The organism is Enterobacter wuhouensis, from assembly GCF_004331265.1.
GTDB classification, from domain to species: domain Bacteria; phylum Pseudomonadota; class Gammaproteobacteria; order Enterobacterales; family Enterobacteriaceae; genus Enterobacter; species Enterobacter wuhouensis.
In genome coordinates this window covers 77378-102612 of record NZ_SJOO01000002.1, presented here as the reverse complement: position 1 = coordinate 102612, position 25235 = coordinate 77378, and the positions used below count along the sequence as shown (strand labels likewise).

Genomic DNA, 25235 nt, shown 5'->3' with positions numbered 1-25235 from the left:
TTGTGAACGATTTGTTCATGGAGTCACTTGCACTGCAGCGGATAGAACTTATGGCCCGGCTGGTTGCCAGTTCAGATTGTAGCGATGACGATAAGGAGGTTGCGATTTCGTGGCTGTCGGAGCTGACAAGCGATCTAGTTACTAGGATGAATGATTATGGAGTAGGGCAGGATGAGAATACGCATTAGTGATTCCGCACGATGGGAAACTCCCTCTCATATGGCATCCTGCGGTTTGAGAACGCAGTGCATGTCTATGGTGCATGGATTCGCATGATCCAAAAAGGATCGCAATGGGTCGGAGCCGCCAGAACTGGCGCGCTTTCCGGCCTGTCATGCACCTGCATGAAAACCACTACACAAAGCGGGCAGGCGTGGCGGGGATACGAGCGCGCGCTATCTCTATAATGTTGAACTCGTAGTTAATGACTCTAAGCAATCTGTAATATGTGATTAGATACATTTTTGTTAGATTGTGATTGACAAAAGGCAATAGTAGAATGATTAACAATGTCTTTTCTTTCGGGAACTACAATTGAGGTAGTAAGATATGGCTGTTATGGTTAATGATTGTCCGCGCTGTGGTACACAAAAAATAACCTTTGATATTAAAGGTGCTAATTATTATGGGTATAGAAACCTTCCAAACTATAAGAAAGCAGACTTTTATGAAATTTATGCAGTTTGCAAGGAATGCAATAGATCAACAATTTTCATTGCTCAGCAATTAGAGGATGTGACAAGTATTAGCCAAATTACATGGAACGATAATCCATGGAATATAAATGAAGTGGCAAAAATAACAGGAGTAGTCACACCTGCTGATTTAAATGCATCGACTCCACCTGAGTATCTACCAGATGATATTAATAGCATTTATTTAGAAGGTGCGAAATGTTTATCTGTTGACTGTTATAATGCCGCTGCGACTATGTTCCGTCTTTGTTTAGACTATGCCACAAAGGGTTTGCTCCCTGATGAGACGAAAGAGCCAAATAATAAGATACGCAGAAGTTTAGGGTTGAGAATGGCGTGGCTTTTTGAGAATGGAATACTTCCTATTTCTTTGAAAGATTTGGCTGAGTGTGTTAAGGATGATGGTAATGATGGTGCCCATGAAGGGATACTCGATAAAGAGGCCGCTTTGAACCTAGAAGATTTCACATACATACTTCTTGAACGTCTCTATACTGAAAAAGAAAGGCTTGTTCAAGCTAAAAAACGAAGGGAACAACGGAAATTAAAGTGACAGATAAGGCCCTTGTGGCCTTATCTGTTAGTAATATCAGACTTTTTATATATGTGGTTCTTTATTTCTCACTCTTCATTATGAATTTTCTTATAAATATCCCATCGTTTACTTAAGGGGTGTTTTAGTAAACTGTGATTGACATTGATCGGTTTCCCTTCAAAAGTTGAGTATCCATTTTTTAATGCATCTGAAGAAAAGTGTATGGTCTTTTTTTCTGGATGTATGGCAATAAGATTTAAATCAAATAATGTATGGATATCGCTACGAAGTAACAGTCCATTGCTTATATGATTATGGCTGTCATTTCGATAGGCATCAATGTGTGCAGCATCAATAATATCTATAAGCTCGCAACCAGTAACAGCACAGACAGGTTTGGATTTCAATAGTTGATCGCGAAATGTTTTTTGTCCACGGCGTTGTTTAATTTGCTTTTCAATGGTTATTCTCTGATCATTATCAATCAGAGTTGCATTTTCATCATCAGACGCTTCGTCAGCTTCAAGTTCCAAAGCCATAGAAGATTTTGAGTCAAGTAAGTTTATAGCCCAAGCAAGATTAATTTCTTGAATAGACATTTGTCCATTGTAGCGTGGTGTTTCAGTTATAAGTTGAGTCATCGACATATCGATTAGCTCTTTGTACTGACTTCCATAATTAGCAATAAACTCAATAGCTGGTTCAAAAATAACTCTTGGCTCATCAAATTCATGCCCATTATCACAACGCCACTCTGGTTTGATGGTTTTCCTTGGGAGGATTTTTTTTGCATTACAGTTTAAGTGAAAACACTTATTGCGTTTTTTATTGATGCCTTGATTTGACAAGTTTTCAATAATAGAGATTCCTAAAACCTTTTCTCTATTAGTTATGATAACGATGTCACCTTCTTTTACGTTTTTGTGATTTGCTACGAAACTGTCATAGCGGTAGAAGGCTGATGAGTCATCATGATACCCATCATTTCCCCAGTACCTTAAATCATCTTGATCAATTGCTTTGAAGGACCATGCCTGCTGTGCCACGTTTTCATCCTGTTTGAAATAATAGTTGATACTATCGAACAGCAAAGCATGTTGATTTACAACAAAAATTAATTCAGAGAATATGACTCAAATCGCAAAACCTCTTCCCCTAACCATTCGTTTACCTCTTTAATCCGTTTTGTTAAAGGTAGCAATTCATTACGCACAAACACATTTGCCGCCTTCTCCACATCCCCAAACCCTCCAACATTACTTGGCATGATCCCCATCATCTGCGGCGGAACGCGGTGTGCAGCCATCATGTCATCCCGGCTCACATTCTTGATGTTCAGAAACTCATCTTTAGCAGCGACCTCTGACAGCGGGATGATCTGAATCCCGTCCTTTTTACCATTGGGTGAGTACATAAACAGGTTGCGGAAATTGCCCGGCCCTTTGGCGCTTTTCATCGCCTGGCGGATGTTGTTTACATCCTCCTGGTTCTGCGCAGCGTCGGTCATGTACATGATGAACCCCGCATGGCTGCCGTTGATGTAATACTTGCGGCGGAACAGGGTGGCGGACTCGTTCAGCAGGGCAGACGGGATGGCGGACAGGTATTCCGGCAGGCCGTAAATCTCCTGGTTTAAATCTGGCTCCATCAGGTGAAAAATGCTGCCTCTGGTGAACTCATACGGCTGGGTTGTCATGCCGTATTGCACGAACCAGTACGTATCCAGATCCACGCCGCGCCGGGTGTATTTTGCCAGCGATGGCTCCAGCGACAGAATGCCGCCGAGCCGGTTGGTGCGCTTCTCCAGATAGGCGTTACCGAATACCAGATAATCCTGCACAAACCGGCTGAACGCCTGCTGGCTGAGCAACGGGTGCGGAATAAAGGTGCTGGTCAGAATGTTGCGTTTCACGGCAATGGGTGAGCTGTGATGCACGGCCGCGCGATAAGTGCGCGCCAGTCCGTCAAAGCTGACCGGCGGCTCATACCAGCGGTCCATCTGCACGCACTCCACATAATCCAGCAGCTCGCGGCGGTCCAGCACTGGGATCGGGTCGCCAAAGCTGAAGGCTTCTGCAGACGTGCCGCTGCTGTGCTGAACTGCAGCGCGGTTTTTTTTACTCTTGCCCATCAAAAAATCTCCACAATATTGCTGGTATTGGCGGATTCGCCCTGCAGCGGTTCGTTAAACAGTGCGTGCATCGTTGCCCAGGCCAGATCGGCATGGCTGGCTTCTTCGCTGCGGCTAGCTTCATAGGTCGGGCGGTTGCCGCTGGCGGTGGTGGCGCGGCGGATTGCCATGAATGACTGCGCGATGTCGGTGTGCCCGGCGTCGAACTCCAGGCGGCGGTGGCTGATAATGTCGTACGCCTTGAGCACTAGGGCGTTTTTGACGTTGGGGTTGTAAACAAACTCACGGACGGCAGGAAAGAACGCCTTCACGTTCTCATACACGCCGTGGCCGACGCCGGTGGAGTCGATGCCGATATAGGTCACGTTGTACTGCTGCGTCAGCTTTTTGATGGCATCGGCCTGGGCGCGGAAGTCCATTCCGCGCCACTGGTGACGCTCCAGAATGCGGAACTTGCCGCCCGGCACTGTGGGCGGGGCCATGACCACGCAACCGGCGCTGTCGCCGTTTTGCGTACCCTTCGCCGGGTCGTAGCCGATCCACACTTCGCGCCAGCCAAACGGACGCAGCGCCAGGGCGTGAAAATCTGACCAGACTTCCCAGCTGTCCACCATGCAGGCCTGTAGCTCGCTGAGCGGAAACACGGACGCCAGATCGTCGATAAACTCGCACATCAGCAGATTCTGGTATTCGTCCGGGCTGTACTCCATGCGCAGTTGATCGATGTCGAACAGGTTACAGCCGCCGCGCACCGCGTCTTCCACGGTGACAATCTGGCGGTACTGTCCGTCCGGGCAGAGCAGGCCGGGGGCCAGGCGAAGGTGAGTCAGGTCAATGTCCACCTTGTCAGCTTTGGCGCGGCCCCGGTTGAACAGGGCTCCGGACCAGAACGGATACGCACTGTGGGTCAGGCTGGACGGCGTGGAGAAGTAGGTCTGCCGCCATTTTTTGTGAATGGCCATCCCTGACGCCACTTTGCGCAGCTCCTGGAATTTCGGTATCCAGAAATATTCGTCCAGGTACAGGTTGCCGTGGTAGCTCTGCGCCGTGCGGGCGTTGGTGCCGAGGAAGTACAGGCACGCCCCGTTGCTGAGCGTCATCGGGTCGCCTTTCAGCTCCACATCGACCTCTTTGGCGAAGTCGATGATGTACTGTTTGAAGACGTGCGCCTGCGCCTTGCTGGCGGAGAGGAAAATCTGGTTGCGCCCGGTGGTGATGGCGTCAATCAGCGCCTCACGTGCAAAGAAAAAGGTCGCCCCAATCTGGCGCGACTTAAGCAGGTTGCGGATGCGGTGCCGGTTGCCTGCCTCCCACCAGTGGCGCTGGTAGGCAAACATCGAGTCGTGGAAAACCACCTGCAGCTTCTCGATCTGCTCGTCGGTAAAAAGGTTCTTTTCCGGCGGCTTGCGCGGGCCTTTGTTGCGGTTTGCCACATTGGGGTTGAGGTCGGCTTCGTTGCCGCCGTCGTTGAATTTGCCGATGCGGGCGTGTCGCTCGGACTGGCGCGCCAGCAGGTCAATTTCCTTGAAGTCTTTCCCTTCCTTCTGCTCCTTCATGATGAGCTGGCAGTAGCGCGCGGCGGTGGTGAGCTGCATCTGATCCAGTGGCCCGTACTCACCCCATTTGTCGCGCTTCTTCCAGCTGTGAACGGTTGCAACTTTCTCGCCCAGCATTTCAGCAATGCGGGCAACGCGGTATCCCTGAAAGTACAGCAGCATAGCCTGCCGACGGGGATCGAGATCTGCGGGGGTCAGTGTCATATCCATGGCACAAGCCTACGGGCTTGAATGTCCTCTTTCTTTGGCTTCGTTTTGTATGGCGAAAGGCACAAGCGCCGCGCGTTGTCTCACTTCCCACATCCCCGCAACCATAAGGCTCCAGACAGTTTTTTAACGGAGCACGGCTCATGACAGTGAAAGCAAAGCGTTTCCGCATCGGGGTGGAAGGTGCCACCACCGACGGACGCGAAATCCAGCGTGAATGGCTGGAACAGATGGCGGCGAGCTACAACCCGACGGTCTACACCGCGCTCATTAACCTTGAGCACATCAAATCCTATTCTCCGGACAGCGCCTTTAACCGCTACGGCCAGGTGACGGCGCTGGTTGCCGAAGAAATCACGGACGGTCCGCTGGCAGGCAAGATGGCGCTGTATGCCGACGTGGAGCCGACCAGTTCCCTCGTGGAGCTGGTCAAAAAAGGCCAGAAGCTGTTCACCTCCATGGAGGTCAGCCCGAAATTTGCCGACACCGGCAAAGCCTATCTTGTCGGCCTGGCTGCCACTGACGATCCGGCGAGCCTGGGTACTGAGATGCTGGCGTTCAGTGCCAGTGCCGCCCGTAACCCGCTGGCGAACCGCAAGCAGAAACCGGACAACCTGTTTTCTGCCGCCGAAGAAACGCTTATCGAGCTGGAAGAAGTCCAGGACGACAAGCCCTACCTGTTTACCCGCGTTACCGCACTGTTTACCAAAAAAGAGCAGACCGACGACGCGCGATTCTCTGATGTGCATCAGGCCGTGGAGCTGGTTGCTACCGAGCAGCAGAACCTGAGCGAACGCACCGCCAAAACCCTGACAGAAAACGGCGAACGCCTGTCCGCGCTGGAAACTTCCCTGCAGGAACAGCAGGCCGCCTTTGCCGAACTGGAGCAGAAGCTGAACCGCGAAGACAGCCGCAGGGACTACCGCCAGCGCGCGCCGGGCGGTGACGCCCCGGCAGGCACCGTGACCAATTGCTGAGGAGCAAACCAACACATGAAACAGAAAACCCGCTTTGCCTTTAACGCTTACCTGCAGCAGCTGGCGCGCCTGAACGGTGTGGCTGTGACCGAACTTGCCAGCAAGTTCACCGTGGAGCCGTCGGTATCCCAGACGCTGGAAGATGAAATTCAGCAGTCCGCCGCGTTTCTGACGCTGATCAACGTGATGGGCGTGGCCGAACAGTCCGGCCAGCTGCTGGGCCTGGGCGTCGGCAGCACCATTGCCGGCACCACCGATACCACCACCAAAGAGCGCGAACCCACCGATCCAACCCTGATGGCGGACGTGGAATACAAGTGCGAGCAGACCAACTTTGACACGGTGCTGACCTACGCGAAGCTGGACCTGTGGGCGAAGTTCCAGGACTTCCAGGTGCGTATCCGCAACGCCATCGTGAAGCGCCAGGCGCTGGACCGCATCATGATCGGCTTCAACGGTGTGAAGCGTGCCAAAACCTCCAACCGTGGTGAGAACGTCCTGCTGCAGGACGTGAACAAAGGCTGGCTACAGAAAATCCGCGAAGACGCGCCGGACAACGTGCTGGGCATTAAAACGGCAGACGACGGCACCGTGACCATTGAACCGGTGAAAGTCGGCAAGGGCGGTCTTTACGCGAACCTCGACGCGCTGGTGATGGACGCGGTCAACGAGCTTATCGATCCGATTTTCCAGGACGACGACGAGCTGGTAGTGGTCTGTGGCCGTGAGCTTTTATCCGACAAGTATTTCCCGCTGGTCAACAAGGAGCAGGAGAACAGCGAGAAAATTGCCGCCGATCTGATCATCAGCCAGAAACGCATGGGCGGCCTGCAGGCCGTGCGCGCGCCGTATTTCCCGGCGAACGCCGTGCTGATCACCCGTCTGGATAACCTGTCCATCTACTGGCAGGAAGACACACGCCGCCGCTCGGTTATCGACAACCCGAAACGTGACCGCATCGAAAACTTCGAATCGGTGAACGAGGCCTATGTGGTCGAAGACTACCGCTGCGCTGCCCTGGTGGAGAACATCGAAATCGGTGATTTCAGCGCGGCTGCCGCACCGGACGCCGGGGAGTAACGCATGAGCCTGAGTCCCGCACGGCAGCACCGCCTGCGCATTCAGGCTGAGCAGGCCGCCCGTGAGGGCGGCAGTGTTCGCCATGCCTCGGGTTATGACCTGATGCTGCTCCAGCTGGCAGAGGACCGTCGCCGCCTCAAGGGTATCCAGTCCACGGTGAAAAAGGCGCAAATCAAGGTGGAGTTGCTGCCGCGTTATACCGCCTGGGCGGACGGCGTACTGGCAGTCGGAGGCACGCAGCAGGATGACGTCCTGATGTACGTGATGCTATGGCGTATCGATGCCGGTGATTATGCCGGTGCGCTGGAAATCGGGCGTCATGCCCTGCGCCATGGCTGGGTGATGCCGCTCGGCAACCGCAACGTGCAGACCGTGCTGGCTGAGGAAATGGCGGATGCGGCGCAAAGCGCAATGCTCGCCGCTGCCCCGTTCGATGCCGATCCACTGCTGCAGACGCTGGACCTGACCACCGGACAGGATATGCCGGACCAGTCACGGGCGCGCCTGCACAAAGCTATCGGTGCGGTGCTGAGCGAGAACAATCCGGCCTCGGCCCTGAATCACCTCACGCATGCGCTCCAGCTGGACGCCCGCTGCGGTGTGAAGAAAGACAAAGAGCGGCTGGAGCGCAGACTGCGCAACGACCGCTGACGGAACGTGCCCCGCGCACGGGCGGCACGGGATGGTGACAGGCACCGCCTTATCAAAATCCCGTCCACCGCCCACTTATTCAGGAGAAGACCGCATGAAGTTTGTTGCGCCCGAACCGGCACCGGAACAGGCGGAGGTCATCAAAAACACGCCGTTCTGGCCGGATGTAAGCCTGTCGGAGTTTCGCAGCGTGATGCGCACCGACGGCACGGTGACGCAGCCGCGCTTAAAGCAGGTGCTGCTCACCGCTATTTCCGAAGTGAACGCCGAGTTGTTCGACTTCCGCAACCGCCAGCGAATGCTAGGCTTTCTGGCGCTGGCCGAGGTACCTGCGGACGTGCTCGACGGCAAAAACGAGCGCATCCAGCACTACCACAACGCTGTCTATTGCTGGGCGCGCGCCGTACTCAATGAACGCTATCAGGACTATGACGCCACGGCGTCCGGTGTGAAGCGAGGGGAAGAGCTGGCGGAGGCCAGCGGAGACCTGTGGCGCGATGCGCGCTGGGCAATCAGCCGGGTGCAGGACGCACCGCACTGCACGGTGGAGCTTATCTGATGAAAGTGCGTGCGCACCAGTATGACACGGTGGATGCGCTGTGCTGGCGTCACTACGGGCGCACGCAGGGTGTCACGGAGCAGGTATTACGTGCCAATCCAGGGCTGGCTGAACACGGCCCCTTTTTACCGCACGGGCTGCAGGTGGAACTGCCGGATCTCCCGGCATCGACCACCGCGCAGACCGTCCAGCTATGGGACTGAATCATGACGCTTGAGAGAGTCAGCGCCTTTATCACTTACTGCATTGCTTTGCTGCTGGCCTGGCTGGGCGACCTGTCGCTTAAGGATGCCTCAACGGTCGGCGGTGTGCTGATTGGTGTGCTGATGCTGGCGATCAACTGGTACTACAAACACCAGTCTTTCAAACTGCTGCGCGGCGGCAAAATCTCGCGGGGGGAATATGAATCCTTCAATCGTTAAGCGCTGTCTGGTCGGTGCGGTGCTGGCTATTGCCGCCACGCTGCCCGGTTTTCAGTCGCTGCACACCTCCGTGGAGGGGCTGAAACTGATTGCCGATTACGAGGGCTGCCGCCTGCAGCCGTACCAGTGCAGCGCGGGCGTCTGGACCGATGGCATCGGCAACACGTCCGGCGTGACGCCCGGTAAAACTATCACCGAACGGCAGGCGGCGCAGGGGCTAATCAGCAATGTGCTGATTGTCGAACGGGAACTGGAAAAATGCGTGGTGCCATCGGTGCCGCAAAAGGTCTATGACGCCATGGTGTCGTTTGCCTTTAATGTTGGCACCGGCAATGCCTGCAGCTCCACGCTGGTGAAACTGCTGAATCAAAAGCGCTGGGCGGATGCCTGCCGCCAACTGCCGCGCTGGGTGTATGTCAAAGGCTTGCTTAATCAGGGACTGGATAATCGCCGTGCGCGTGAAATGGCTTGGTGCCTGCAAGGGGCTGGGGAATGACGCGCACGCTGGCGATAGCGTTGGCGCTGGTCATCGCAACGCTGGGCTGGCAGTCATGGCGACTAAACAACGCCCGCTATACCATCGAAACCCAGGGCGAGGCACTGGAGACCAAAACGCAGGCACTGGCGAAGAAAAACAGCCAGCTGATCGGCCTGTCCATTCTGACCGAAACCAACAGCCGGGAGCAGATGCGACTTTATGCGGCAGCGGAGAAGACCACCTCGCTGCTGCGAAACCGGCAGCACCGGATCGAGGAACTGAAACGTGAGAACAAAGATTTACGCCGCTGGGCTGACACTCCTTTGCCTGCTGACATTATCCGGCTGCGGGAGCGTCCGGCCCTCGCCGGAGGTGCAACTTACCGTGAATGGCTGTCCCAGAGTGACGCCGTGCAGCCTGAACCCGTCAGCGCCGCGCACTAACGGCGAGCTGAATGCGATGCTGGATGAAACCGAGGCCGCCTGGGCGGCGTGTGCAGACAAAGTGGATACGATAGTGGCGTGTCAGGAGCGAAACAGTGAACAAGCCGCAGTCCTTACGCACCGCCCTGAATAAAGCAGTGCCTTATGTGCGCGATAACCCGGACAAGCTGCATCTGTTCGTGGATAACGGTTCCCTAGTGGCAACCGGCGCGCATTCCATGTCGTGGGAATATCGTTACACTCTGAACGTGGTGATCGAGGATTTCAGCGGGGACCAAAACCTGCTGATGGCCCCGGTGCTGCTGTGGCTGAAAGCCAATCAGGTGGATGCGATCAACAACCCGGACCTGCGCGAAAAGCTGTTTACCTTTGAGGTGGATATTCTGCGCAACGATGTGTGTGATATCAGCCTGAACCTGCAGCTGACCGAGCGCGTTCTGGTCAGTACTGACGGCGCTATCTCGATGGTTGAGGCGGAGCCAGAACCTGATGAGTCGGAAGAAATGTGGACGGTGAAACGTGGATAATCTGCATAAAGTGGACGAGTGGCTGGAGGCGCTGCTGGCGAATTTTGAACCTGCCGCACGTCAGCGTATGATGCGCGAGCTGGCGAAGGAGCTGAGGCGTAATCAGCAAAACAATATCCGGCTGCAGCGCAACCCAGACGGCAGCGGGTACGAGGCGCGAAAGGTCACGGCAAGGACTAAAAAAGGGCGTATTAAGCGGCAGATGTTTGCGAAGCTGCGCACGGCGAAATACCTGAAAACTGCGGCCAGCGCGGATTCAGCCAGCGTGCAGTTTACAGGGAAAGTGCAGCGCATTGCTCGGGTGCATCATTACGGCTTACGTGATCGTGTAAGCCGTAATGGGCCTCAGGTGCAATATTCTGAGCGGAAATTATTGGGATATAGTGATACAACATATAAAATTGTTATCAATGCTTTGATATCAAAAAGTTCTTTGTAAATAATTTGTGCCTTTCAAGCTCTGGAGTGTGGGGGCTTTGATTTTCCAAGACCCTCACATATCCATCCTGTATCAGTTACACTGGATTAATTTCTTGGGAAAATGAGCGGCGCGAAACATTCGTCTTCCAAGATTTGACTTGTGGCAATTGACGAAAACGGAGATTCGCTCTCTGTTAATTTTTTGATTCGCAGTAATATTGTTGGTTTTTCTATTTCAAGCGTGTCTTTTTTTAAGTAATTAATCATATGCGTTGTAAGATCTATCATTTCATCAAAGACTTTCTTACGCAAAAAACTTCCAGTTACTTCTTTATTTATGGTGTGTTCGCTATTATATATTTTATCGAGGAGAGACGCTGTGTTTACAACAGCATCATCCTGTGTATTAGGTTCAATTAACATTTTTTTTGCATAGGGTGAACAAGGTGGAAGTATTTTTATTTTTTTGCTCACATCTTGCGTTGTATCGCAACAATCCAAAAGTGCTGCACGACCTGCTAATTTAATGTTGTTGCATCTACTGCAAACTAAATATAAATTATTCCAGTCGAATTTTAAATTTGGGTCGCCCTCATGAGGTATGAAATGCTCGACATTTATATCATGCGGTTCTTTTGTTTCACATAAGTAACATTTTTTATGAAAGCACTCTTTGAGAGCATTCAATACATCCTCGCCCTTATAGTCTCTACCTAATGTTAGAGTATGAGGTATTTCTGTAGGCCGTATTACATTAAACATTGCTCACCCCCTTTTAGCTACTTCTAATTCTGCTTGTAATAGATAATACTGCGACTCACTGTCTAATTTATTTTCCATAGGTTTTATTTGTTGTATTAGTGAGTTAACAACGCTTATGTTGAAGTTTTTATCAAGGATTAGTGATGCTAATTTTTTAATTTTTTCTTCGAGGACTAATGATACTGGTAATACGTCAAATACGCCCTCAAGCACAGACTCATATGAGAAAAGCGATACGTCGCTTACATACTCCAGTTTTGATAAATCATATATTACAGTGTCATTGACAGACATAATTACAAATGGTGAGTGTGTTGTAATGATGAACTGAACTGAAGGGAAACTTTCTTTTAAGAAATTGAATATTTTCTTCTGAATAGAAACATGAAGATGAGCATCAATTTCATCTATGAAAACAATACCTCTTAAATCTTCGGGTTTAGTATTTTGGAATTGAACTTTCATTACTAAATCTGCATATATAGACATGATTGCAGATTGTCCAGAGGACAGAGACTGAAGTGTGAATTTCTCTTTCTCAGGTTGTTGTATGTAAAATCTCTGTTCTTGTAGATTAAAAACTAATTTTAATTTCTTATCCTCAAATAAGCTTTGCAAGTCTTCTTGAATTTTATCGAACCAGATTTTTATTTTGTGGGCAGCTTCATGATTGTTTTCTATCGCAATCAAATGGCTTTGATATGTTTTGTTACTGACAAGGAAATTTTCGAATTGTTCGCCAGCGTTGCTATCAAAACTTTTATTAAACTCATCATCTTTTAATGTGCCAAGCGATAACACGGCGTCAGGTTTTTGAATGGCTGATTTTCTATCTGCAGTGTAATACCTAAGGAGTGGTTTGATGGTTTTCGATAAAATTATCTTGCTGGGTCTATCTTTTGTGTTTATCTGTATATTTTCAATGTCTTTGATATAACCTTTGTAAGTTTCAATTAAGCTCAGAACATATTTTTGTGCGTCGCTCCCTTTGGGGTGTGAAGGTAATTGGTTGCGATATTCTGAAATTCTATTTAAATGATATTTTTTGGATGTGTGATCTGGATTGTCTAAGGATAAGGATAGCTGTTTATATATATTTTCAAGGATTCTAGTTTTTCCAGAGCCATTTCCTCCAGTAATTATTAAATTTTTACCGTAAAGTTCGATGAAAAATTTTTTTTCAGTAAAAGGTATTCTACCATAAAGTTCGCTAATTGTTTTTTCCACTTTTGTACCTCAATACTTATTACGGTTATTGTTTCAGGATTAGCACATTCTATACCAGATGCATGAAGGTTTGGGAAACTTAATAATGCATCTTATGAACACACAACTCACAGAAATCATGCGCCTCATCACCAACCTGATCCGCACCGGCACCGTGACCGAAGTGGACCGGGACAACTGGCTGTGCCGGATAAAGGTAGGCGAACTCGAAACCAACTGGATTAACTGGCTGACGCTGCGTGCCGGAGGTGCCCGTACATGGTGGTGCCCGTCGCCGGATGAGCAGGTGGTGGTCCTGAGCATGGGCGGCAATCTCGAAACCGCTTTTGCTCTACCAGCTATTTACTCCAGCCAGTTTGCGCCGCCGTCGGATTCCGTAGACGGCAGCGTGACGCAGTACCCGGACGGGGGCTGGTTTGAGTACGAACCCGCCACCGGACGCTGGCACGTCAGGGGTATAAAATCCATGGTTATTGAGGCGGCCGACAATATCACCGTCAAAACCGCTGAATTTGTGGTGGACGCTGGCACCACGCGCATCAACAGCGAAGTGGTGATCAACGGCGCTGTCACGCAGGGCGGCGGCCCGATGAGTTCCAACGGGATCGTGGTGGATAACCACGCGCACAATAAAGTTAAATCAGGCGGCGACACGTCGGGAGGTCCGGTATGACGCTGTATCTCGGCATGAGTCAGAACAACGGGAAAGCCATCACGGACACTGACCATCTGCGCCAGTCGGTGCGCGACATTCTGCTGACGCCGCAGGGCAGTCGTATTGCCCGTCGGGAATATGGCTCCCTCCTGTCCGTCCTGATTGACCAGCCGCAAAATCCGGCGCTGCGCCTGCAGATCATGTCAGCGGTGTATATGGCGCTGAGTCGCTGGGAGCCTCGCCTGACGCTGGAATCCATCACCATCAGAAGCAATTTTGACGGCTCCATGGTGGTTGACCTTACCGGGCAGCGTAACAACGGCGCGCCGGTTTCTCTTTCCGTATCAACAGGAGCAGACAATGGCGGTCATTGACCTTTCACAGCTCCCCGCACCGCAGATTGTGGACGTGCCGGATTTTGAGACGCTCCTGGCGGAGCGCAAGGCCGCCTTTGTGGCGATGTATCCGGTGGATGAGCAGGCCGCCGTCGCGCGCACGCTGTCGCTCGAATCTGAACCTATCACCAAACAGCTGCAGGAAAGTACCTACCGTGAAGTTCTGCTGCGCCAGCGTATCAACGAGGCGGCGCAGGCGGTCATGGTCGCATATGCCCTCGGCGGCGATCTGGAGCAGCTGGCCGCCAACTATAACGTGAAGCGCCTGACGGTGACGCCTGCCGATAACGACGCCGTGCCGCCTGTTGCTGCTGTGATGGAAAGCGACGAGGCGCTGCGTCTGCGCGTACCAGCAGCATTTGAGGGGCTGTCCGTTGCCGGGCCGACGGCAGCCTATGAGTTTCATGCCAGAAGTGCGGACGGTCGCGTGGCGGATGCGAGCGCAACCAGCCCGGCACCGGCGGAGGTGGTTCTGACCGTACTGAGCCGCGAAGGTGACGGCACGGCAGAAAATGACCTACTGGCCGTGGTTGAAAAGGCGCTGAACAGCGAGAGCGTGCGTCCGGTGGCAGACCGCCTGACGGTGCGCAGCGCCGAAATTATCCCGTACAGCGTGGATGCCAACATTTTTCTCTATCCTGGACCGGAGGCGGAGCCGGTTTTGGCGGCGGCAAAATCTAGCCTGCAGAAGTACATCGCCAGCCAGACACGGCTCGGGCGGGATATCCGCCGCAGTGCCCTGTATGCCGCGCTGCATGTTGAAGGTGTGCAGCGTGTAGAGCTGGCGTCTCCGCTGGCTGATGTGGTGCTGGACAAAACGCAGGCCGCCTCCTGCACGCAGTGGAATGTGACCAACGGAGGCACGGATGTATAGTCTGCTACCGCCTGGCTCATCGCCGCTTGAGCGCAGACTGGCGCAGAGCTGCAGCGGTATTTCGGGGCTGGGGGTTCCGCTGCGTGACCTGTGGAACCCGGCAACCTGTCCGGTCAGTTTCCTGCCGTATCTGGCGTGGGCGTTTTCTGTGGACCGATGGGACGAAAGCTGGACAGAAAGCGTAAAGCGCCGGGTGGTGCAGGATGCGTTCTATATACATCAGCACAAAGGGACGACCAGCGCCGTGCGTCGCGTGGTGGAGCCGTTCGGCTTCCTGATCCGCATTATCGAATGGTGGCAGACCGGTGAACAGCCTGGCACGTTTCGCCTGGATATCGGTGTGCAGGACCAGGGCATCACTGAAGAAACCTATCTGGAGCTGGAGCGGCTCATCAGTGACGCCAAACCCTGCAGTCGTCATCTGATCGGCATGTCCATCAATCTGCAAAGCGGCGGGCCGTATTTTGTCGGCGCAGCCACCTATACCGGCGAAGAAATCACAATTTACCCGTATATCAACGAAACCATTATTTCTGGCGGCACCGCTTACGAGGGCGGGGCGGTCCACGTTATCGACACAGTGAGAGTGAATCCATGAGCGCAAAATTCTACACCCTGCTGACGGAGATCGGCGCGGCGAAACTGGCGAGCGCCGCCGCGCTTGGCGTTCCGCTGAAAATTACCCAGATGGCGGTGGGCGACGGTGGCGGTGTGCTTCCCACACCCAGCGCACAGCAGACCAGGCTGATTGCTGAAAAGCGCCGAGCCGATCTCAACATGCTGTACATCGACCCGCAGAACAGCAGCCAGATTATTGCTGAGCAGGTGATCCCCGAAACTGAGGGCGGGTGGTGGATTCGCGAGGTCGGGCTGTTTGATGACACCGGCGCGCTGATTGCTGTGGGCAACTGTCCGGAGAGCTACAAGCCGCAGCTGGCGGAGGGGAGCGGACGCACGCAGACCATGCGCATGGTGCTGATTACCAGCAGCACCGACACCATTACCCTGAAAATTGACCCAGCGGTGGTGCTGGCAACCCGCAAGTATGTCGATGACAAGGTGCTGGAGCTGAGGGTATATGTCGATGACCTGATGGCAAAACACCTGGCTGCAGCCGATCCGCATTCTCAGTATGCCCCGAAAGAAAGTCCGATCCTGACGGGCACGCCCAAAACGCCAACAGCACCGGCGGGGACGAACACCACTCAGATTGCCAGCACGGCATTTGTGCAGGCCGTGGTGACGTTACTCAATAACGCGCTCGGACTGAAAGCATCGCTGGCAAATCCGGCCCTAACGGGAACGCCGACGGCACCCACTGCAGCGCAAACGGCTAACAACACGCAAATTGCCACCACGGCTTTTGTTAAGTCAGCTCTGGCGGCACTTGTAGATTCATCGCCGGCGGCACTAGATACGTTAAACGAACTGGCCACAGCGCTGGGTAACGATCCTAACTTCGCTACCACGGTGACCAATGCGCTTTCAGGTAAGCAGCCACTGGATACGACGCTGACAGCGCTTTCAGGTAAGTCGGTGGCAGATATTCTGAAGTACCTAGGTATTGCTGAACTGGCGAAAACGCCTCGCTACCTGGTGAGTAAGGGGTCTAACGCAAATGGTTGGTACGAAGTTTACAGTGACGGATTTAAACGTGTAGGGCGCCGATGGTATACATCCCAGCCACTAACTATTCCAAACCCTGCAAGCGGTGTCGTCGTTGCCTACCCGATCAGTTTTACTAGCGAAGTGGCTTACTACAGTTCAGTTGCAGACTTTAATATTGAGAATACGTTTGAGAGTGCTCAGGTCGGACAAGCCGGACTCTCAAGTATTTGTTTAGCAATCCAGCTAACAACTCTCTCATCAAATGCTGGTACGTCTTATGGTTCTAAATTTGCGGGTAGTTACATTGCGGAGGGGTACTAATATGTGGTACTGGGATCCTATAAGTTGTAATGAAGCATTACCGGGCATTCACGATTTGAGTTTATGCACAAATATATCTGATGATGATCATCCGTTCAAAACAACACCTACGCCGTACGGGAAACAATGGTGCAGTGATGAAAATAATAAACCTATTCTCATTAGTATTGACCCAATATCATCTGTTCTTGATGGTGTCTTGCTATAATTAATATAATGGTAGAACTTACTGGTGGGGTTGGTTGTTGGGTGTTGTAATGACACCCAATAATATTTTATGGTTATATGGATGTAGCAAGAGAAATATCATCTTGGTATGAAAGTGTTGCCAGTAAGATGTCATTGTCATCCACTTCAATAATGCCAGTTATTGTAATGTTAGAAACAAGGTATTCGTAAAACTTCCATTGTTGGCTTGGCTGCCAATATTCGAGGGCTAATACATTGACTTTTGAGCCGTTAAGGTTATTAATATGCTTGTTTATCTGATGAATTACAGCGAATGGATGTCCGCTAGGTTCGTCAGTGGTACTAACTTCATAAATAAAGGTTTTGCTTTGTTTATGTTGGGAACTGATGAAGTGTTTAGCAAAAGCACTATCATTGGTTATATAGATGGCATTGTCTCGACCAAGCATGCCCTGAGGTTTTACTTTCTCTAATGCAATATTTACATCTGGATAGTATTTGCACGTATTGCTTTGAGTGTGAGTTAATGTGTCGCCGATTTCATGTTTCGTTGTTGATGCATGATAAAAAATCATATACCTTCCTTTATAAGTATTTTTTTTCTGGTTCGTTGTGTTCAGATATGAGTAATGTTCGCGTATCGCATAATGAATGAGATAAGTAACATGAGAAATCCTGTTCCGGCAAGTGGACCTTTTTCTGTTTTTAGTAAGAAAACAGAAATACTTCTGAAAAATACTCCACCAATGCCCAATGCGACAAGCAATTTTACGGCGTGGCCAACAATAACATGTAGGGCCAGAGTTGCACATAAAATTGAAATGACTGCGAGGCACAAATACAAAATAGGTGTTAAATTTTCATATAACGAAATTCTAAAATAGTATATTACATATGCAATTGCTATTAAACATAAACAAAAAGATATTACTTTTAACTGTGCGAATGTTTCTTTGATTTTCTGTGAAATATCCTTGTCAAGATTATCTCTTAATCGAGAAAAGTATCCAAAAAGAGTTTGATTGACCCTGGTTCTCCATGCGGAAGGCATGAAATAATCACACCCCATCAGTAAAGACGCAACTATCTGACATGACAGAACAGTAATCTCACTAAAAACCATTGCTTACGCTCATCGTCTCGCTAATCCTTCAACGATCACTTTGTATCATAAATCAGACAATATGGTCTCGATGATTTTCATTTCATACAAAGGAATCATGGCGAAACTCTTCTAAAGGAGATTCGTTATATGGCTAAGGATTATCACCATGGTGTGCGCGTCGTTGAGGTCAACGATGGCACCCGCCCCATTTCAACAGTAAGCACGGCAATTGTCGGTATGGTCTGTACCGGCGATGATGCAGATGCGTCCGTGTTCCCCCTCAATAAACCGGTCCTGCTCACCGACGTGCTGACCGCCAGCGGTAAAGCAGGCGAGTCCGGCACGCTGGCCCGCTCGCTGGATGCAATTGCCGACCAGGCTAAACCAGTCACCGTCGTTGTGCGTGTGGCGCAGGGCGAAACCGAAGCGGAAACAACCTCCAACATTATCGGCGGCGTGACAGCTGACGGTAAAAAAACGGGCATGAAAGCGCTGTTATCTGCGCAGTCCCAGCTCGGCGTTAAGCCGCGCATTCTTGGCGTGCCGGGGCACGACGCGCAGGCGGTTGCAACCGAGCTACTGAGCGTGGCGCAGAGTCTGCGCGGGTTCGCCTATCTGTCAGCCTACGGCTGCAAAACGGTAGAGGAGGCCATTGCCTACCGCGCTAATTTCAGCCAGCGTGAGGGGATGCTGATCTGGCCTGATTTCATCAGTTTTGACACCGTGCTGAATGCTGACGCAACGGCTTACGCCTCAGCCCGTGCGCTTGGCCTGCGTGCCAAAATTGACGAACAGACCGGCTGGCACAAATCCCTGTCCAACGTGGGCGTGAACGGCGTCACCGGCATTTCTGCGGATGTGTTCTGGGATTTGCAGGACCCGGCAACCGATGCGGGGCTGCTGAACCAGAACGATGTCACCACGCTGATCCGCAAAGATGGTTTCCGCTTCTGGGGTTCCCGCTGCCTCAGTGACGATCCTCTGTTTGCCTTTGAAAACTACACCCGCACCGCGCAGGTGCTGGCTGACACCATTGCAGAAGCGCACATGTGGGCGGTGGATGGCGTACTTAACCCGTCGCTGGCACGCGACATTATCGAAGGTATTCGCGCCAAACTGCGCAACCTGAAAACGCAGGGTTACATCATCGGCGCCGACTGCTGGCTGGATGAGTCCGTAAACGATAAAGATTCCCTGAAAGCCGGGAAGCTCACTATCGATTACGACTATACGCCGGTACCGCCTCTGGAAAACCTGATGCTGCGCCAGCGCATCACCGATCAGTATCTGCTGGATTTCTCCAGCCAGGTCAGCGCGTAAGGGGACAATATGGCTTTACCACGCAAGTTAAAACACCTGAACCTGTTTAACGACGGGAATAACTATCAGGGGATTGTTGAGTCCCTGACCCTGCCTAAATTCGGCCGCAAGTTTGAAAAGTATCGCGGCGGCGGTATGCCCGGTTCGGCTGATGTTGATCTGGGGCTGGATGATGGCGCGCTGGACACGGAATTTTCAATCGGTGGCACCGAACTGCTGTTATTCAAACAGATGGGTAAAGCCACCGTTGACGGTATCCAGCTGCGTTTCACCGGCTCCATTCAGCGTGACGATACCGGCGAAGTGCAGGCCGTTGAGCTGGTTGTGCGCGGGCGACATAAAGAAGTCGATTCCGGCGAATGGAAAACCGGGGAGAGCAACACCACTAAAGTCAGCAGCACCAACAGCTACGCGAAGCTGACCATTAACGGCGAGGTGCTCTATGAGGTTGATGTGATCAACATGATTGAAATCGTTGATGGCGTGGACCTGATGGAAGAACACCGCAACGCCCTGGGCCTCTGATCTACTTTAAAGGCGCGGGCAGCCGCGCCAGTACCTTATTAACAGGAAATGACAATGAGCGAACAACTGACTGAAAAAACCGTACAGCTGGACACCCCAATCAAACGCGGTAAAACCGAAATTGCCGAAATTGTGCTGCGCAAGCCACAGTCCGGCGCGCTGCGTGGCACCCGTCTGCAGGCGATCATGGATATGGACGTCGGCGCGATGATGACGATTATTCCCCGCATCTCCACGCCCGCGCTGACCGCTCAGGAAATGGCTGAAATGGACCCCGCCGATCTCACCGCGCTGTCGGTTGAGGTGGTCACTTTTTTGTTGAAGAAATCGGTGCTTGCCGGTTTGCCGACAGCCTGACGGTAGAAGACCTGGTGGCTGATATCGCCACCATTTTTCACTGGCCGCCGTCCGTCACTGACGTTATGCCGCTGACCGAAGTGCTGGAGTGGCGGTATAAAGCGATTCAGAGAAGCGGGGCCAGCGATGAGTGACACTAACCTGCGTTTGCAGGTAATTCTAAATGCGGTTGATAAGCTCACCCGCCCATTCCGATCAGCGCAGGCCAGCTCTAAAGAGCTGGCTACCGCCATTCAGCAAAGCCGCGCAAGATTAAAAGAACTGGACGCCCAGGCGGGCCGTATTGACGGTTTCCGCAAGGCAAGCGCGCAGCTCGCCGTCACCGGCAACAGTCTTAAAGCCGCACGCGAAGAAGCGGCGAAGCTTGCCACGCAGTTCTCGGCAACTAACCGCCCGACGGCGGCGCAGGCTCGTCTGCTTGAGCAGGCAAAAAACCGCGTTAACGAGCTGCAGAGCAAATATAACGGCCTGCGTCAGTCGGTGCAGCGTCAGCGTCTTGCGCTCAATGAGGCCGGGCTGGACACCAAAAAGTTGAGCAGTGCCCAGCGTGAGCTGCGGCAGAATGCCGACGAAACCCGGCAGGCGCTGGACCGACAGCAGAAATCCCTTAAACGCCTGGGCGAGCAGCAGGCCCGTATGAACGCCGTCCGCGATCAGTATTCGCGGCGTCTTGAGGTGCGGGATCGTATCGCGGGCGCGGGAGCAACGACTACTGCCGCCGGGCTGGCGATGGGCGCGCCGGTGATGGCAGCCGTTAAAAGCTATGCCAGCATGGAAGATGCGATGAAAGGCGTTGCAAAGCAGGTTAACGGGCTGCGGGACGACAACGGCAACCGCACAAAACAGTTTTACGACATGCAGGATGCCATTAAGGCCGCCAGTGAAAAGCTGCCGATGGAGAATGGCGCCATTGACTATGCCGCGCTGGTTGAAGGTGGCGCCCGCATGGGCGTGACAAACCAGAACGATTCTTACGAAGACCAGAAGCGTGACCTGCTGGCCTTTGCATCCACTGCAGCAAAGGCCGCAACGGCATTCGAGCTGCCCGCTGATGAGCTGGCGGAGGGGCTGGGGAAAATCGCGCAGCTGTATAAAGTGCCGACCCGAAATATTGAACAGCTTGGCGATACCCTGAACTACCTGGACGATAACGCCATGTCTAAGGGCGGCGATATCATCAATGTGCTGCAGCGCATGGGTGGCGTGGCTGACCGGCTTGATTTCCGAAAGGCGGCCGCGCTGGGTTCCACCTTCCTTTCTCTGGGGGCCGCGCCTGAAATTGCCGCCAGCGCATCAAATGCGATGGTGCGCGAACTGTCGATTGCAACCATGCAGAGCAAGCGGTTCATGGAAGGTATGGATCTGCTGAAACTCAATCCAGAAGAGATTGAAAAGCAGATGACAAAGGACGCAATGGGGACCATTCAGCGCGTGCTGGAGAAGGTCAACAAGCTGCCGCAGGATAAACGCCTGTCCGCCATGACGATGATATTTGGCAAGGAGTTTGGCGACGATGCGGCGAAGCTTGCAAACAACCTGCCGGAGCTGCAGCGACAGCTGAAACTCACCTCAGGCACTGAGGCTAACGGCTCCATGCAGAAAGAATCCGATATCAATAAGGATTCACTTTCCGCGCAGTGGTTGCTTGTTAAAACGGGCGCGCAGAACGCTTTCAGTAGCCTGGGTGAAACCCTGCGCCAGCCGCTGATGGATATCATGGGGTACGTCAAAAACGTTACCGGGGCACTGCGTCGATGGGTTGAGGCTAACCCGCAGCTGGCGGGCACGCTGATGAAAGTGGCTGCAGCCACAGCTGCGATCACCGTTGTGCTCGGCACGCTGGCGGTGGCCGTGGCTGCCGTGCTGGGGCCGCTGGCGGTGATCCGTTTTGGCCTGTCCGTGTTGGGTGTAAAAACACTCCCCTCCGTTATGTCTGCAGTGACCCGCACCGGCGGCGCGCTCTCCTGGCTGGCAAATGCGCCGCTTTCCCTGTTGCGCCGTGGCCTGGCGGCATCCGGCAGCAGCGCCGGGTTGCTGGCGTCTCCCCTTAACTCCCTGCGCCGTTCTGCCGGGCTGGCTGGCAATGCGCTGAAAGCGCTGGCCGGTGCGCCGCTTGCTGTCCTTCGCGGCGGAATGTCTGGTATTCGCAACATTATCGGCATGGTAATGAATCCGCTGGCCGCGTTGCGCGGGGGATTATCCGCAGCCGGTGGCGTGCTGCGTTTTCTGGCGTCCGGCCCGCTGGACCTCCTTCGCGTTGCGCTGTACGGGATTTCTGGATTGCTGGGCGCCCTGCTTAGTCCGATAGGGCTCGTTGTGGCGGCGCTGGCTGGCGTGGCGCTGGTTGTCTGGAAATACTGGCAGCCGATAAGCGCATTTTTAGGCGGAGTGGTTGAAGGATTCAAAGCTGCAGCTGCGCCTGTCAGTGCGGCGTTTGAGCCACTGCAGCCTGTTTTTCAGTGGATAGGTGACAAGGTCCAGGCATTGTGGGGCTGGTTTACTGATCTGCTGACGCCGGTTAAATCCACCTCTGCAGAGCTGCAAAGCGCGGCGTCGATGGGGCGGCAGTTTGGGGAGGCGCTGGCGGCAGGGCTGAACATGGTCATGCACCCGCTGGATTCGCTTAAATCGGGCGTTTCCTGGCTGCTTGAAAAACTTGGCATTGTCAGCAAGGAAGCGGCCAAAGCGAAGCTTCCTGAGCAGGTCACGCGGCAGCAACCAGCCACGGTAAGCACAGACGGTAAAGTGGTGCTGCCGCCTGGCGGATTCCCGCCGATGGGTTTTGCTGGCATGTACGACAGCGGCGGTACCATTCCGCGCGGCCAGTTCGGCATCGTGGGTGAGAATGGCCCAGAGATCGTAAACGGGCCCGCCAATGTCACCGGCAGGAAACGGACTGCTGATCTGGCGAGGGTGGCGGCAACGCTCAATCCTTCCCGGACGGAACCGGCCAGCGCTAAACAACGTCCTGAACGCGGGATAGTTCTGCCGCCTGATAGTGTGAACGGTCCGGCAAATCTTCCGGTAAGCAATCGCACTACTGAACTGGTGAAACTGGCGGCAACAGTAAGCCCCGTTCGTGATGTAACAGCCAGCCCGGAGCAACGGCCTGAAAGCAGGTTAATACTGCCTCCTGAGATTGTTAACGCCCCGGTAAATCGTCCTGGTCGGGATCGTGCTGCGGAGCTGGCTGATATCGCTGCGGCTGTCATGCCAGCACCGGCCCTTACGGAAATCACGGATAACAGGGCTGACCCGATGGCTATGCGCCAGAAGGTGTTCGCTTCCGTGGTCGCTGGGGTAATGGGCCTGGCGGCTGCCCCGGCAGAAGCCGCACCACTTCATCCGTACAGTGTACCTGTCAGGACGCAACCGGCGCCGTCAGCAAAGGCAGAGAGACAGCCGCAGGTCATTAAGTACGAGATAAGCGCGCCAATTCATATTGTCGCCCAGCCAGGGCAAAGCGCGCAGGATGTCGCCCGCGAGGTGGCCCGGCAGCTTGATGAGCGTGAGCGCAGGGCAAGGGCAAAAACACGCAGTAATTTCAGTGATCGAGGGGGTTACGAATAATGATGATGGTGCTGGGGTTGTACGTATTCATGCTGCGAACATTGCCCTATCAGGAGCTGCAGTATCAGCGCAGCTGGCGGCACGCAGCCAACAGCCGGGTTAACCGGCGCCCGTCAACGCAGTTTCTTGGACCGGATAACGATACGCTTACGCTGTCCGGTGTCCTGCTGCCGGAGATTACCGGCGGCAGGTTGTCTTTGCTGGCGCTGGAGCAGATGGCGGAGCTGGGAAAAGCCTGGCCTCTGATTGAGGGGAGCGGGACGATTTACGGCATGTTTGTGATCGAGAGTCTGAGCCAGACAAAAACAGAATTTTTTGAGAGCGGTATGCCCCGGCGTATCGAATTTTCGCTGAGCCTGAAACGTGTGGATGAGTCGCTGTCTGATATGTTCGGCAGCCTCAGCGACCAGCTCAGTAATTTGCAGGAATCTGCCACCTCTGCGATAGGCAATATGAAAAATACGGTTGGAGGGTTACTGCAGTGAATTTCAGCTCTGATCTCCTGAACCTAAACAGCAAAACTCCCGGTTTCAGTATCATCATTGAAGGTAAAGATGTGACTACCGTGCTGGATGCGCGCCTGATGAGTCTGACGCTGACGGATAACCGGGGCTTTGAAGCGGACCAGCTTGATCTGGAACTAGACGACTCTGACGGGCAAATCGTTCTGCCGCGTCGGGGGGCCATTATTCAGTTTGCGCTGGGGTGGAAAGGTCAGCCGCTTTTTCCGAAAGGGGCGTTTACTGTCGATGAGATTGAGCACAGCGGCGCGCCTGACCGTCTCACAATCCGCGCGCGTAGTGCAGATTTCCGTGAAACCCTGAATACGCGGCGTGAAAAGTCCTGGCACCAGACAACGGTGGGCGAAGTTGTGAAGGAAATCGCGGGCAGGCATAAATTAAAGATGGCGCTGGGAAAGGACCTGTTGGACAAGCCTGTCGATCATCTTGACCAGACTAATGAAAGCGACGCCAGCTTTTTGATGAAGCTGGCGCGGCAGTATGGGGCGATAGCCTCAGTTAAGGACGGCAATCTGTTATTTATCCGCCAGGGGCAGGGCAGAACGGCAAGCGGTAAGCCGCTGCCGGTTATCACCATCACCCGCCAGGCCGGTGACGGTCATCGTTTTACCCTGGCTGATCGCGATGCCTATACGGGGGTAATTGCCAGCTGGCTCCATACCCGTGAGCCAAAGAAAAAAGAGACAGCAAAGGTTAAGCGCCGTCGAAACAAAACCACCACGGCAAAGGAGCCGGAAGCAAAACAGGGCGATTACCTGGTGGGAACGGATGAAAACGTGCTGGTACTCAACAGAACTTATGCAAACCGCAGCAATGCAGAGCGAGCGGCAAAGATGCAGTGGGAGCGACTGCAGCGTGGGGTGGCGTTATTCTCCCTGCTGCTCGCAGAAGGGCGTGCTGATCTCTACACCGAAATGCCGGTGAAGGTGAGCGGCTTTAAGCAACCCATTGATGATGCGGAGTGGACCATCACCACGTTGACGCATACCGTCAGCCCGGATAACGGGTTTACGACCAGTCTGGATCTCGAAGTGAAAATAGATGAGTTCGACGTTGAATGATTAGTTCCAAATTGAGAACAATAATGTATCATTATTGCGAACTGGTTAAGAGTGAGGGCTGAAC

Annotated in this window: 30 protein-coding genes; 24 read left to right on the top strand and 6 right to left on the bottom strand. The window is 53.1% G+C overall.

What is annotated here, in order from left to right:
* Positions 1-549: 549 nt before the first annotated feature.
* Complete coding sequence (locus E0L20_RS04470) at positions 550-1248, top strand: DUF4145 domain-containing protein (protein ID WP_131632908.1); 699 nt, start codon at positions 550-552, stop codon at positions 1246-1248.
* 68 nt (positions 1249-1316) lie between these two features.
* Here E0L20_RS04470 and E0L20_RS04465 read toward each other — a convergent pair whose 3' ends face one another.
* The 3 genes from E0L20_RS04465 to E0L20_RS04455 all read right to left on the bottom strand — a co-directional run bounded on the left by E0L20_RS04465 (position 1317) and on the right by E0L20_RS04455 (position 5127).
* Positions 1317-2276 (bottom strand): HNH endonuclease, encoded by a 960-nt coding sequence (locus E0L20_RS04465; protein WP_131632907.1) that lies wholly within the window; start codon positions 2274-2276, stop codon positions 1317-1319.
* Between the two features lie 68 nt (positions 2277-2344).
* Positions 2345-3361, bottom strand: coding sequence for a phage portal protein (locus E0L20_RS04460; protein ID WP_131632906.1), 1017 nt, complete (start codon positions 3359-3361; stop codon positions 2345-2347).
* Positions 3361-5127, bottom strand: a complete 1767-nt coding sequence (locus tag E0L20_RS04455; RefSeq protein ID WP_131632905.1) for a terminase ATPase subunit family protein — start codon at positions 5125-5127, stop codon at positions 3361-3363. Before E0L20_RS04455 ends, E0L20_RS04460 begins: the two co-directional genes overlap by 1 nt.
* A gap of 140 nt (positions 5128-5267) precedes the next feature.
* On the opposite strand from E0L20_RS04455, the gene E0L20_RS04450 reads away from it, so the two are divergent.
* From E0L20_RS04450 to E0L20_RS04400, 11 genes are all read left to right on the top strand, one after another.
* A complete protein-coding gene (locus E0L20_RS04450; protein ID WP_131632904.1) occupies positions 5268-6101 on the top strand; it encodes a GPO family capsid scaffolding protein in 834 nt (277 codons plus the stop codon).
* Between the two features lie 15 nt (positions 6102-6116).
* A complete protein-coding gene (locus E0L20_RS04445; RefSeq protein ID WP_131632903.1) occupies positions 6117-7181 on the top strand; it encodes a phage major capsid protein, P2 family in 1065 nt (354 codons plus the stop codon).
* A gap of 3 nt (positions 7182-7184) precedes the next feature.
* The gene (locus tag E0L20_RS04440; RefSeq protein WP_131632902.1) at positions 7185-7832 is read left to right on the top strand and encodes a phage terminase small subunit; all 648 of its coding nucleotides are present in this window, start codon (positions 7185-7187) and stop codon (positions 7830-7832) included.
* 94 nt (positions 7833-7926) lie between these two features.
* The gene (locus E0L20_RS04435) at positions 7927-8391 is read left to right on the top strand and encodes a head completion/stabilization protein (RefSeq protein WP_131633405.1); all 465 of its coding nucleotides are present in this window, start codon (positions 7927-7929) and stop codon (positions 8389-8391) included.
* Positions 8391-8594, top strand: a complete 204-nt coding sequence (locus E0L20_RS04430; protein WP_090279262.1) for a tail protein X — start codon at positions 8391-8393, stop codon at positions 8592-8594. The genes E0L20_RS04435 and E0L20_RS04430 overlap by 1 nt, the downstream gene beginning before the upstream one ends.
* 3 nt (positions 8595-8597) lie before the next feature.
* Positions 8598-8813, top strand: coding sequence for an HP1 family phage holin (locus tag E0L20_RS04425; protein WP_131632901.1), 216 nt, complete (start codon positions 8598-8600; stop codon positions 8811-8813).
* Positions 8794-9309: a lysozyme gene (locus tag E0L20_RS04420; protein WP_131632900.1), complete on the top strand. Its 516-nt coding sequence runs from the start codon at positions 8794-8796 to the stop codon at positions 9307-9309. Before E0L20_RS04425 ends, E0L20_RS04420 begins: the two co-directional genes overlap by 20 nt.
* The gene (gene lysB / locus E0L20_RS04415) at positions 9306-9734 is read left to right on the top strand and encodes an Rz-like lysis system protein LysB (protein ID WP_131632899.1); all 429 of its coding nucleotides are present in this window, start codon (positions 9306-9308) and stop codon (positions 9732-9734) included. The genes E0L20_RS04420 and lysB overlap by 4 nt, the downstream gene beginning before the upstream one ends.
* The gene (lysC, locus tag E0L20_RS24010; protein ID WP_242673390.1) at positions 9619-9867 is read left to right on the top strand and encodes an Rz1-like lysis system protein LysC; all 249 of its coding nucleotides are present in this window, start codon (positions 9619-9621) and stop codon (positions 9865-9867) included. The genes lysB and lysC overlap by 116 nt, the downstream gene beginning before the upstream one ends.
* A complete protein-coding gene (locus E0L20_RS04405; RefSeq protein ID WP_131632897.1) occupies positions 9830-10261 on the top strand; it encodes a phage tail protein in 432 nt (143 codons plus the stop codon). Before lysC ends, E0L20_RS04405 begins: the two co-directional genes overlap by 38 nt.
* Positions 10254-10700 (top strand): phage virion morphogenesis protein, encoded by a 447-nt coding sequence (locus E0L20_RS04400; RefSeq protein WP_131632896.1) that lies wholly within the window; start codon positions 10254-10256, stop codon positions 10698-10700. The genes E0L20_RS04405 and E0L20_RS04400 overlap by 8 nt, the downstream gene beginning before the upstream one ends.
* A gap of 86 nt (positions 10701-10786) precedes the next feature.
* Here the strand turns inward: E0L20_RS04400 and E0L20_RS04395 are convergent, their stop codons facing one another.
* Both E0L20_RS04395 and E0L20_RS04390 read right to left on the bottom strand, forming a co-directional pair.
* Complete coding sequence (locus tag E0L20_RS04395; RefSeq protein WP_131632895.1) at positions 10787-11443, bottom strand: HNH endonuclease; 657 nt, start codon at positions 11441-11443, stop codon at positions 10787-10789.
* A 3-nt stretch (positions 11444-11446) separates the two neighbouring features.
* Positions 11447-12670: an AAA family ATPase gene (locus E0L20_RS04390; RefSeq protein ID WP_131632894.1), complete on the bottom strand. Its 1224-nt coding sequence runs from the start codon at positions 12668-12670 to the stop codon at positions 11447-11449.
* 94 nt (positions 12671-12764) lie between these two features.
* On the opposite strand from E0L20_RS04390, the gene E0L20_RS04385 reads away from it, so the two are divergent.
* From E0L20_RS04385 to E0L20_RS04365, 5 genes are read left to right on the top strand one after another with little or no spacing between them, the layout of a single operon-like run.
* On the top strand, positions 12765-13343 hold the full coding sequence (locus E0L20_RS04385) for a phage baseplate assembly protein V (protein WP_131632893.1): 579 nt from the start codon (positions 12765-12767) through the stop codon (positions 13341-13343).
* Positions 13340-13699, top strand: coding sequence for a GPW/gp25 family protein (locus E0L20_RS04380; protein ID WP_131632892.1), 360 nt, complete (start codon positions 13340-13342; stop codon positions 13697-13699). Before E0L20_RS04385 ends, E0L20_RS04380 begins: the two co-directional genes overlap by 4 nt.
* Positions 13686-14594, top strand: a complete 909-nt coding sequence (locus E0L20_RS04375; RefSeq protein ID WP_131632891.1) for a baseplate assembly protein — start codon at positions 13686-13688, stop codon at positions 14592-14594. The genes E0L20_RS04380 and E0L20_RS04375 overlap by 14 nt, the downstream gene beginning before the upstream one ends.
* Positions 14587-15192 (top strand): phage tail protein I, encoded by a 606-nt coding sequence (locus tag E0L20_RS04370; RefSeq protein ID WP_131632890.1) that lies wholly within the window; start codon positions 14587-14589, stop codon positions 15190-15192. Before E0L20_RS04375 ends, E0L20_RS04370 begins: the two co-directional genes overlap by 8 nt.
* A complete protein-coding gene (locus E0L20_RS04365; protein WP_242673385.1) occupies positions 15189-16523 on the top strand; it encodes a phage tail protein in 1335 nt (444 codons plus the stop codon). The genes E0L20_RS04370 and E0L20_RS04365 overlap by 4 nt, the downstream gene beginning before the upstream one ends.
* A gap of 281 nt (positions 16524-16804) precedes the next feature.
* On the opposite strand, the gene E0L20_RS04360 is transcribed toward E0L20_RS04365, so the two are convergent.
* Positions 16805-17287: a hypothetical protein gene (locus tag E0L20_RS04360; RefSeq protein ID WP_131632889.1), complete on the bottom strand. Its 483-nt coding sequence runs from the start codon at positions 17285-17287 to the stop codon at positions 16805-16807.
* Between the two features lie 677 nt (positions 17288-17964).
* Between E0L20_RS04360 and E0L20_RS04355 the strand changes: the two genes are divergently transcribed.
* Genes E0L20_RS04355 through E0L20_RS04325 form a run of 7 tightly spaced genes read left to right on the top strand, consistent with a single transcriptional unit; the run spans position 17965 to position 25171 of the window.
* Positions 17965-19137 (top strand): phage tail sheath protein, encoded by a 1173-nt coding sequence (locus tag E0L20_RS04355; protein WP_131632888.1) that lies wholly within the window; start codon positions 17965-17967, stop codon positions 19135-19137.
* A 9-nt stretch (positions 19138-19146) separates the two neighbouring features.
* Positions 19147-19662: a phage major tail tube protein gene (locus E0L20_RS04350; RefSeq protein ID WP_007848874.1), complete on the top strand. Its 516-nt coding sequence runs from the start codon at positions 19147-19149 to the stop codon at positions 19660-19662.
* A 54-nt stretch (positions 19663-19716) separates the two neighbouring features.
* Positions 19717-20019 carry a phage tail assembly protein gene (locus tag E0L20_RS04345; protein ID WP_007848877.1) on the top strand — a complete coding sequence of 101 codons (303 nt, stop codon included), beginning with the start codon at positions 19717-19719 and terminating at the stop codon, positions 20017-20019.
* A gap of 14 nt (positions 20020-20033) precedes the next feature.
* Positions 20034-20153 (top strand): GpE family phage tail protein, encoded by a 120-nt coding sequence (locus E0L20_RS04340; protein ID WP_071842818.1) that lies wholly within the window; start codon positions 20034-20036, stop codon positions 20151-20153.
* Positions 20146-23589: a phage tail tape measure protein gene (locus E0L20_RS04335; RefSeq protein WP_131632887.1), complete on the top strand. Its 3444-nt coding sequence runs from the start codon at positions 20146-20148 to the stop codon at positions 23587-23589. Before E0L20_RS04340 ends, E0L20_RS04335 begins: the two co-directional genes overlap by 8 nt.
* On the top strand, positions 23589-24074 hold the full coding sequence (locus E0L20_RS04330; protein ID WP_131632886.1) for a phage tail protein: 486 nt from the start codon (positions 23589-23591) through the stop codon (positions 24072-24074). The genes E0L20_RS04335 and E0L20_RS04330 overlap by 1 nt, the downstream gene beginning before the upstream one ends.
* Positions 24071-25171 (top strand): phage late control D family protein, encoded by a 1101-nt coding sequence (locus E0L20_RS04325; RefSeq protein ID WP_131632885.1) that lies wholly within the window; start codon positions 24071-24073, stop codon positions 25169-25171. The genes E0L20_RS04330 and E0L20_RS04325 overlap by 4 nt, the downstream gene beginning before the upstream one ends.
* Positions 25172-25235 lie beyond the last annotated feature (64 nt).

Excerpts from the sequence above, each read along its gene's own strand:
- E0L20_RS04355 (WP_131632888.1), top strand. The coding sequence starts at position 17,965 with ATGGCTAAGGATTATCACCATGGTGTGCGCGTCGTTGAGGTCAACGAT.
- E0L20_RS04420 (WP_131632900.1), top strand. The coding sequence starts at position 8,794 with ATGAATCCTTCAATCGTTAAGCGCTGTCTGGTCGGTGCGGTGCTGGCT.
- E0L20_RS04450 (WP_131632904.1), top strand. The coding sequence starts at position 5,268 with ATGACAGTGAAAGCAAAGCGTTTCCGCATCGGGGTGGAAGGTGCCACC.
- E0L20_RS04345 (WP_007848877.1), top strand. The coding sequence starts at position 19,717 with ATGAGCGAACAACTGACTGAAAAAACCGTACAGCTGGACACCCCAATC.
- E0L20_RS04365 (WP_242673385.1), top strand. The coding sequence starts at position 15,189 with ATGAGCGCAAAATTCTACACCCTGCTGACGGAGATCGGCGCGGCGAAA.
- E0L20_RS04455 (WP_131632905.1), bottom strand. The coding sequence starts at position 5,127 with ATGGATATGACACTGACCCCCGCAGATCTCGATCCCCGTCGGCAGGCT.
- E0L20_RS04430 (WP_090279262.1), top strand. The coding sequence starts at position 8,391 with ATGAAAGTGCGTGCGCACCAGTATGACACGGTGGATGCGCTGTGCTGG.
- E0L20_RS04440 (WP_131632902.1), top strand. The coding sequence starts at position 7,185 with ATGAGCCTGAGTCCCGCACGGCAGCACCGCCTGCGCATTCAGGCTGAG.
- E0L20_RS04380 (WP_131632892.1), top strand. The coding sequence starts at position 13,340 with ATGACGCTGTATCTCGGCATGAGTCAGAACAACGGGAAAGCCATCACG.
- E0L20_RS04470 (WP_131632908.1), top strand. The coding sequence starts at position 550 with ATGGCTGTTATGGTTAATGATTGTCCGCGCTGTGGTACACAAAAAATA.
- E0L20_RS04330 (WP_131632886.1), top strand. The coding sequence starts at position 23,589 with ATGATGATGGTGCTGGGGTTGTACGTATTCATGCTGCGAACATTGCCC.
- E0L20_RS04460 (WP_131632906.1), bottom strand. The coding sequence starts at position 3,361 with ATGGGCAAGAGTAAAAAAAACCGCGCTGCAGTTCAGCACAGCAGCGGC.
- E0L20_RS04435 (WP_131633405.1), top strand. The coding sequence starts at position 7,927 with ATGAAGTTTGTTGCGCCCGAACCGGCACCGGAACAGGCGGAGGTCATC.
- E0L20_RS04370 (WP_131632890.1), top strand. The coding sequence starts at position 14,587 with ATGTATAGTCTGCTACCGCCTGGCTCATCGCCGCTTGAGCGCAGACTG.
- E0L20_RS04350 (WP_007848874.1), top strand. The coding sequence starts at position 19,147 with ATGGCTTTACCACGCAAGTTAAAACACCTGAACCTGTTTAACGACGGG.
- E0L20_RS04335 (WP_131632887.1), top strand. The coding sequence starts at position 20,146 with ATGAGTGACACTAACCTGCGTTTGCAGGTAATTCTAAATGCGGTTGAT.
- E0L20_RS04360 (WP_131632889.1), bottom strand. The coding sequence starts at position 17,287 with ATGATTTTTTATCATGCATCAACAACGAAACATGAAATCGGCGACACA.
- lysB (WP_131632899.1), top strand. The coding sequence starts at position 9,306 with ATGACGCGCACGCTGGCGATAGCGTTGGCGCTGGTCATCGCAACGCTG.
- E0L20_RS04445 (WP_131632903.1), top strand. The coding sequence starts at position 6,117 with ATGAAACAGAAAACCCGCTTTGCCTTTAACGCTTACCTGCAGCAGCTG.
- E0L20_RS04385 (WP_131632893.1), top strand. The coding sequence starts at position 12,765 with ATGAACACACAACTCACAGAAATCATGCGCCTCATCACCAACCTGATC.
- E0L20_RS04425 (WP_131632901.1), top strand. The coding sequence starts at position 8,598 with ATGACGCTTGAGAGAGTCAGCGCCTTTATCACTTACTGCATTGCTTTG.
- E0L20_RS04375 (WP_131632891.1), top strand. The coding sequence starts at position 13,686 with ATGGCGGTCATTGACCTTTCACAGCTCCCCGCACCGCAGATTGTGGAC.
- E0L20_RS04395 (WP_131632895.1), bottom strand. The coding sequence starts at position 11,443 with ATGTTTAATGTAATACGGCCTACAGAAATACCTCATACTCTAACATTA.